Annotated in this window: 8 protein-coding genes; 3 read left to right on the forward strand and 5 right to left on the reverse strand. The window is 70.9% G+C overall.

Annotation, left to right across the window (positions count from 1 at the left end):
• The 3 genes from ACOADB_RS28230 to ACOADB_RS28240 form a co-directional block, all read right to left on the reverse strand.
• On the reverse strand, positions 1-742 hold a 742-nt coding region (locus ACOADB_RS28230; RefSeq protein WP_378607019.1), incomplete at its 3' end, for a type II secretion system F family protein.
• Positions 739-1,593: a type II secretion system F family protein gene (locus tag ACOADB_RS28235; RefSeq protein WP_378607022.1), complete on the reverse strand. Its 855-nt coding sequence runs from the start codon at positions 1,591-1,593 to the stop codon at positions 739-741. The genes ACOADB_RS28230 and ACOADB_RS28235, both read right to left, overlap by 4 nt.
• A 6-nt stretch (positions 1,594-1,599) precedes the next feature.
• The gene (locus ACOADB_RS28240; RefSeq protein ID WP_378607025.1) at positions 1,600-2,868 is read right to left on the reverse strand and encodes a CpaF family protein; all 1,269 of its coding nucleotides are present in this window, start codon (positions 2,866-2,868) and stop codon (positions 1,600-1,602) included.
• 197 nt (positions 2,869-3,065) lie between these two features.
• On the opposite strand from ACOADB_RS28240, the gene ACOADB_RS28245 reads away from it, so the two are divergent.
• Entirely contained in the window at positions 3,066-4,046 is a 981-nt protein-coding gene (locus ACOADB_RS28245; protein WP_378607028.1) for a matrixin family metalloprotease, read from the forward strand.
• 17 nt (positions 4,047-4,063) lie between these two features.
• Here the strand turns inward: ACOADB_RS28245 and ACOADB_RS28250 are convergent, their stop codons facing one another.
• Positions 4,064-4,483, reverse strand: coding sequence for a hypothetical protein (locus tag ACOADB_RS28250; protein ID WP_378607031.1), 420 nt, complete (start codon positions 4,481-4,483; stop codon positions 4,064-4,066).
• A gap of 88 nt (positions 4,484-4,571) precedes the next feature.
• On the opposite strand from ACOADB_RS28250, the gene ACOADB_RS28255 reads away from it, so the two are divergent.
• The gene (locus ACOADB_RS28255) at positions 4,572-5,249 is read left to right on the forward strand and encodes a helix-turn-helix transcriptional regulator (RefSeq protein ID WP_378607034.1); all 678 of its coding nucleotides are present in this window, start codon (positions 4,572-4,574) and stop codon (positions 5,247-5,249) included.
• Entirely contained in the window at positions 5,246-5,407 is a 162-nt protein-coding gene (locus tag ACOADB_RS28260) for a hypothetical protein (protein ID WP_378607037.1), read from the forward strand. Before ACOADB_RS28255 ends, ACOADB_RS28260 begins: the two co-directional genes overlap by 4 nt.
• Positions 5,408-5,410: 3 nt before the next feature.
• Here the strand turns inward: ACOADB_RS28260 and ACOADB_RS28265 are convergent.
• On the reverse strand, positions 5,411-6,628 hold a 1,218-nt coding region (locus tag ACOADB_RS28265; protein WP_378607040.1), incomplete at its 5' end, for a neutral/alkaline non-lysosomal ceramidase N-terminal domain-containing protein.

The following is a 6,628-nucleotide window of genomic DNA, read 5'->3' on the forward strand; positions in this document are numbered from 1 at the left end:
CGCGCTCGACCGCCACCGCGATGCCGTGCGCGAACCGCGCCACGACACTCACGCCGGTCGTCCCGGCGAGGCGATCGAAGGCGTCGGCGACCGGCTCGCCGGTGCGGATGTGGGCCAGCACGTCGCCGAGCTCTCGCGAGAGCTCACCACCACTTCGTCGTACAACGCGAGCGAGCGCAGCCACGGGTCCTTCACCGGCAGCCACGGCGAGGGCGAGCAGCTCGGCGATCGTGGGGAACTCCGCGACCATCGCGGCTTCCCTCTGCTTGACCTGGGAGCTCAACCGGTTGTCGCGCAGGAGCACGCCGATGACGAAGGCGCCGATGCACAACAACAGCAGCGGCAGGGGGTTCGTCGGACGCGTCCAGGTGCGCAGGACGCCGTACACGGCCGCGATGCCGAAGCCGGCCAGCCCCCACAGCACCTGCTGGACCCGGAAGTCGTGCACGCTGAGGTCCAGCCCGGCGCGCGACAAGCGTCGGCGGACGGAGGGCGTCCCGCCGACGACGCGTTCGATCGTCTCGGCCGCCCGGCGCAGCAACGGGCCGAAGACCGCGGCCACGGCGTTGCTCGGCTCGACCGGTGCGACCGGTCGGTCGGCCGACGCCAGGTCCCGCACGTAGGGCAGCACCCGGCTCTCCAGCCGCGGCCGCCGCATGGCAACGACCCGGCCCACCACGAGGGCCAGGCCAGTCGTCGTACCGAGGCCGAGGAGACCGCCCCACACCGCCGCCGCGCTCATTGAAGGATCCGCCGTTCGGTGGGGAGGCGACCCATCCGCATCATCAGCCGGTACGCGATCACGCACAGGCACGCCCCCACCGCGAGGACGACGGCGCCGGCTGCGGACTGGTAGCGCTCGATCACGGTGCGCTGGGTGGACATCACCAGCAGCACCACCCACGGTGCCGCGACCGCGACCCGCGCACCGTTGACGGCCCACGCCTGGCGGGCCTCGAGCTCGGAACGGGTGCGCAGGTCGTCGCGGAGGAACCCGGACAGGCTGCGCAACAGTCGCCCGAGCTCACCGCCGCCGACCTCGCGGGCGATGCGCAACCCTTCGACGACGCGATCGCCGACCGGGTCCGCCAACCGCTCCTTGAGGCGGTCGAGGCAGTCACCGAACCGGCCGGACACCTGGTAGTCCAGGGCAAACGCGTGGAAGGCCGCACGCAACGGCTCCGGCCCGCGGACGGCGAGCGCGGCCACCGCATCGGGCAACGACATCCCTGCCCGTACGGCGGAAGCCAGGTCGTCCACGGCCTCGGGCCAGACCTCGGCGAACTCACGCTGGCGTCGCCGGGCGCGGCCCGCGACGATCGCCATCGGCAGGTAGCCCGCGAGCGCACCGAAGACCACGGCGATCGGTCCCGTTCGCGTGATCACGAGGACGACGACGGCACCCACGACGGCGGAGCCCAGGCACAGCGCGATCAGTGAGCGCGGTGCGACTTCACGCAGGCCGGCCTCCGCGAGCCGTTGCTCGATCCGGCTCGATCCACCGGCCGGCGCGGGACGAGTCTCCCGGGGCCGGAAGGCAGCCCAGACCAGCAGGCATCCGAGCCCGAAGCCGAACCCGACCAGCGCACCCACCCCGGATCACCCGGCCTCGTGGAGGAGCCTGGCGATGTCGATGCCGACACGTTCGAACTGGTCGAGTCGTGGCGGCAGCCCGATCCCGCGCCGCAGCTGGCCATCGCGCCACTCGAAGACCGACTCCGTCTCGATGACGTCGCCCTCCATCCGCCCCGGTACGGCGACGATCTCCCGCACCTGACGAGCGCCGCGCGGGTCGAGCGCGAGGTGCACGACGAGGTCGATGGATGCTGCCACCGTCGGTACGACGAAGCGTGCCGAGATGTTCTCTCCGGCCAGCAGCGGCAGCGTGCATGCCTTGGTCAGTGCCTCGCGCGCGCTGTTGGCGTGCAGGGTGCACATCCCGGGCAACCCCGCGTTGAGCGCGAGCAGCAGGTCGAGGCACTCCTCGGCCCGCACCTCGCCCACGATCAGCCGACTGGGCCGCATCCGGAGGGACTCCTTGACGAGCTCACGCAACCGGATCTCGCCCGTGCCCTCGAGGCCCTCCTGGCGGGTCTGCATCGCCACCCAGTCGGGATGCGGGAAGCGGATCTCGAACACCTCCTCGGCCGAGATCACCCGCTCCCCGCCGGGGATCGCTGCGGCCAGGCAGTTGAGCATCGTGGTCTTGCCGGCCTGCGTCCCGCCGACGACGAGGATGTTCAGCCCCGCCCGGACGGACGCCTCGAGGAACTGCGCCGACGCGGGCGTCAGGGTGCCGAGCTCGACGAGGTCGGAGAGACGGCTGGCCCGCACCACGAACTTGCGGATGTTGACAGCAGAGAAGCCGCGCGAGATTCCCTGGAGGACGACGTGCAGTCGGTGCCCGGCGGGCAGCATCGCGTCGACGAACGGGCGGCTGAGGTCGATCCGGCGCCCGGTCGACTTCAGCATCCGCTCGACCAGCTCGGTCACCTGCGCCTCGGTGAGGACGAGGTTGGTCAGCTCGTGTCGTCCGTGGCGCGCGACGAAGACCCGGTCCGGGCTGTTGATCCAGACCTCCTCGACGGTCGGGTCGTCGAGGAGTGGCTGCAGCGGCCCGAAGCCGGCGACCCGCGCCACCAGCTCCGCGACGAGTGCCTCGGGATGCGCCACCGGCGCCACGACGCCCGTGAGGCTGCGCTCGTCATGGACGCGCACGAGGTCGGTGGCGTGGCGTCGTACGGCGGCGATCTCGCGCTGCGGATCGATCCCGTCGCGTCGCACGACGGCACGCAGCTCCTCGTCGAGGCGTGCGACCACGTCGTCGGACGCAGGTGCCGACACGACCGGTGGCTGAAGCAGGGCCATGGCGGCTCCCCGAGATGAGATGGCGTGGCTGGCTGAACGGTAAGGCACGCCGCTGCCCGGTGGGTAGGGCCGTCCATCCCGCCCTGTGGAGAACGGGCCTCGCGCTGGCCTTCCACTCCCCACCGAGCAGGCATACGATCGATGGGTTGCGAGCTCGGCGCAACGCGGGAAACCCGTCCAGCGCCGAGGGGTCCGACATGGCACCTTCACATCGCCGCCGCGCAGGGTCCATGGTGGCCGCTGCACTCGTCCTCGGTGCCGCCCTCGCGGCGCCACCGTCCGTGGCCGGCGACTCCGGCCGTGCCAAGCCTCCGTCTGCGGACGCCGAGCTGGCAGCCGCGATCGACGCACACATCGCTTCGGTGAATGAGGGGCTCGAAGCGCGGGGTGCGTCGATCCGGCTGCACTCGGCGGAGGCGTTCCTGCTCGGGAACGGCCTGTTCCGCGTCAGCAACCGGTTCAAGCGGTACTACGGCCAACGGTGGGTCCCCGGCGACGTACGACGGCAGGCGGACGGCAACCGTCTCACCTATCTCGTCGACCAGAGCGACGGTGCCACCTCGAGCGGCCTGACCAACGCCCAGACCGAGGCGGCCATCGACCGGGTGGCACGGACGTGGGCGGCGGAGGACTGCCTCGCCGAAGCGCCCCTGGTGAAGCGGGTGGACACCGGCGCCGATCCGGACGTCATCGACAGCGAGATCCTTCCTCTCGAGTACGAGGAGGGCAATCCGTTCCTGGCCGACATCACCTTCGCCGGCTGGTACCCGATCGAGCTGTTCATCACCTGGGCGCCGAGCGCCGAGGGCCGGATCCTTGCGTTCTCGGAGACCTACATCTTCTTCGACCCGGTGACCCTCACGCCGACCGACGTCAACGGCGACCGGTACCTCGACACGGCCCTCAACGAGGTCTACTTCAACGATGCGCTCGGCGACCCCGACGGCCCGTTCCCCACGCGGCCCTGGGCCATCGACCCTCCCCTCGAGGGTCCGGAGTTCGACGTCGAGACGATCGCCCTGCACGAGATGGGCCACTCGCTGGGCCTGGGCCACTTCGGGCCGGCGCCGCTGGCCATCATGAACCCGATACCGCCCCGAACCGCCGAGCCGCCGCACACCTACCCGGCCGACAGCTCGGCGATCTGCTCGCTCTATGCGAGTTGGCCCCGGCCCTAGGCATCATCCAGGAGCGTTCAGTCGCGCGAACGACCCCAGGCCAGCAGCGTGAGGGCAGCAGCACCGGCGAGCAGGCCGAAGTCACGGAGTGCGACGTCGTAGAACTCGCCCATCGTGACCAGGTTGAGGATGATCCCGGCGAGCCAGACCGCGACGAGGGGTCCACCGAACTTCGGTGCCACGGCGACGACGACGCCGGCGACGATCTCGATGACGCCGACGGCGAGCATCGCCTGATGGGCGGAGCCGGGCACGAGGTCGTTGACCCAGGGCGCAAGGTACTGGTCCCACTCGGTGAGGACCTCGGCGAACTTGTCGAGGCCGAACGCGATCGGCGCGATCGTGAAGACCGAACGCAGCAGCAGGAACGCCCCTTCGGCACCGACCAACGCGGGTCGCGTGGCCGTGGGGTGGGTTGAGTCGTGGGTGGTGGTCATGGCGTCACTCCTTCTAAAGTAGATTGTTTTCCCATTTAGACTCCCTCCATGCTCTTGTGTCAAGTCATTTCTGTTTTAGACTGCGCACGTGGACCTCACCTCCGGTGCAACCGCGATCGGCGCGCTCGCCGACGACACCCGACGCGCCCTCTACGAGTACGTCGCCGGGCAGTCGGACGCGGTCGGGCGCGACGAGGCGGCCGACGCCGTCGGGCTGGCCAAGCACACGGTGAGCTTCCACCTCGATCGACTCGCGACCGAAGGCTTGCTCGAGGTCGAGTTCCGCCGGCTCACCGGCCGGTCCGGCCCGGGTGCCGGTCGGCCGAGCAAGCTCTACCGTCGCTCCCGACAGGAGTTCTCAGTGTCGCTGCCGCCGCGACGCTACGACCTGGTCGGCGACATCCTCGCGGCCGCGGTCGGACGCGCGGCGGGGGGCGAGGACCTCGACACCGCATTGACCGCGTGCGCCCAGGACGAGGGACGGGCCGTGGCCGGCCAGGCTGTGGGCATGCCGAGCTCTCCCGCCCTCGGGGACCTTGCCGAGGTGCTGGCGACCCAGGGGTACGAGCCGACGCTCGAGCCGGCGGCCGTCGTACTCGCGAACTGTCCGTTCGATGCGCTCGCCCAGAAGCACACCGAAGTCGTGTGCGGGCTGAACCAGTCGTTCGTCCAGGGTGTTGCGGACGGCCTGGGCTGTGCGGGGGCCGTGGCGCACCTCGAACCGGATCCGGAGCGATGCTGCGTCACGGTGCGGACGGGTCCGTGACCGAGGCGCGCGATGCCCTCGACCGCTGGATCGCCTCCGGCGGTCACTGGGACGTGCTCGCCGAGAACGGCGGCCAGGTCACCGTCGGGCTGTTCACCTGCGACGGCGGCGAGGAGATGGAGCGGGTCACCCTGCTCCGCGACGAACTGCCCGAATGACCGTCAGGACACGGTGATCGGCGGGGTCGTCGCCTCGGTGCGGCCGACGTAGGTGATCCGGTAGGCACCCGGCTCCCCAGCAACCCAGGTGATGTCCGCACGGAAGCGCAGCCGCCGGTCGCGGTGCCAGGTGATCATGGTCGTGGTCGACGCGTCGTCGGCCACCTGCTCCCAGCCGCTCGCTGTCTGGCGTTCCACCCTCAGGTACGTCGGCCGCAGCACGGCGTTCGGGTGGTCCGCGTCGTACGACGCCGTGATGGTCTCGCCACTGCGCGCGGTCGTCGGCGCTGACCGCACCGCCACCGGACCCGGGCGCGCGATGCGCGGTGACCCGACGGGGCTGGCCAGCCGCAACCTGTGTGGTCGGGGCGGGGTGCCCGGATCGACGGCGACACCATCGCGCAGGGCACGGGCCAGGTCGACGAAGGCCTCTCGCAACGCCTCGAGCTCGTGGCGGCCGAAGACGGTTGCACCGCCCTCGTACAGCTGCTCGTCGTACTCCTCGGGAGTGGTGACGTAGTGCCCGTAGCCGTTGGCATAGCCCTGCAGCAGCACCGCATCGACGTCGACGCCGAGCTCGGCGGCCACGGCACGACGGATCCGGAGCCCCGCCACCACGGTCACCTCCATCGGCAGGCAGACCAGGTACAGCTGGCCCCAGTGCATCAGCTGGAGGAGGTAGGTCTCCTGTGCCCAGCGCAGCTGGCCGATGGGGAGGAAGAGATCCTTCGGCGCCTGTGCGTGCGCCACCTCCGGTCGGAGCCGGTAGACCCAGCTGGTGATCCGCTCGGGCACCGGGTTCCGCTTGCCCTCGTCGAACAGCGGCGATCCCGGACCGTCCGTGAGCTTGCCGGCGGCGAAGCTGGCGCCGAGGATCGCGCGGCCGGTGCGGCCCGTCGAGGTCGGCACCCCGGCCAACCGGAGGTACCGGTGGCGCACGTCGATGGACGGCGCGAGTTCCTCACCATCGACCGCCGCGAGCGCCTGGGCAGCCGCCAGCTGCCGACCGCCGATGATCGCGGTGTTCTCGCGCTCGTCGTCGGTCGGTCCCTTGCCCGGGAGCAGGTCGAGGTTCGGGGAGAGGTCACCGGCGTTGGTCTGCGCGAACGCAGTGACCAGCTCGGGCGCGACACCCTGCGGATCCGCGCCGGACTGCTCCCACGCATACGCCGCCCACCCCTTGTTGTCGGCGCTGATCAGGCAGTTGCGGTTGGTCATCGA

The organism is Nocardioides sp. CPCC 206348 (genome assembly GCF_048654705.1).
Taxonomy (GTDB): domain Bacteria; phylum Actinomycetota; class Actinomycetes; order Propionibacteriales; family Nocardioidaceae; genus Nocardioides.

Excerpts from the sequence above, each read along its gene's own strand:
- ACOADB_RS28250 (WP_378607031.1), bottom strand. The coding sequence starts at position 4,483 with ATGACCACCACCCACGACTCAACCCACCCCACGGCCACGCGACCCGCG.
- ACOADB_RS28245 (WP_378607028.1), top strand. The coding sequence starts at position 3,066 with ATGGCACCTTCACATCGCCGCCGCGCAGGGTCCATGGTGGCCGCTGCA.
- ACOADB_RS28240 (WP_378607025.1), bottom strand. The coding sequence starts at position 2,868 with ATGGCCCTGCTTCAGCCACCGGTCGTGTCGGCACCTGCGTCCGACGAC.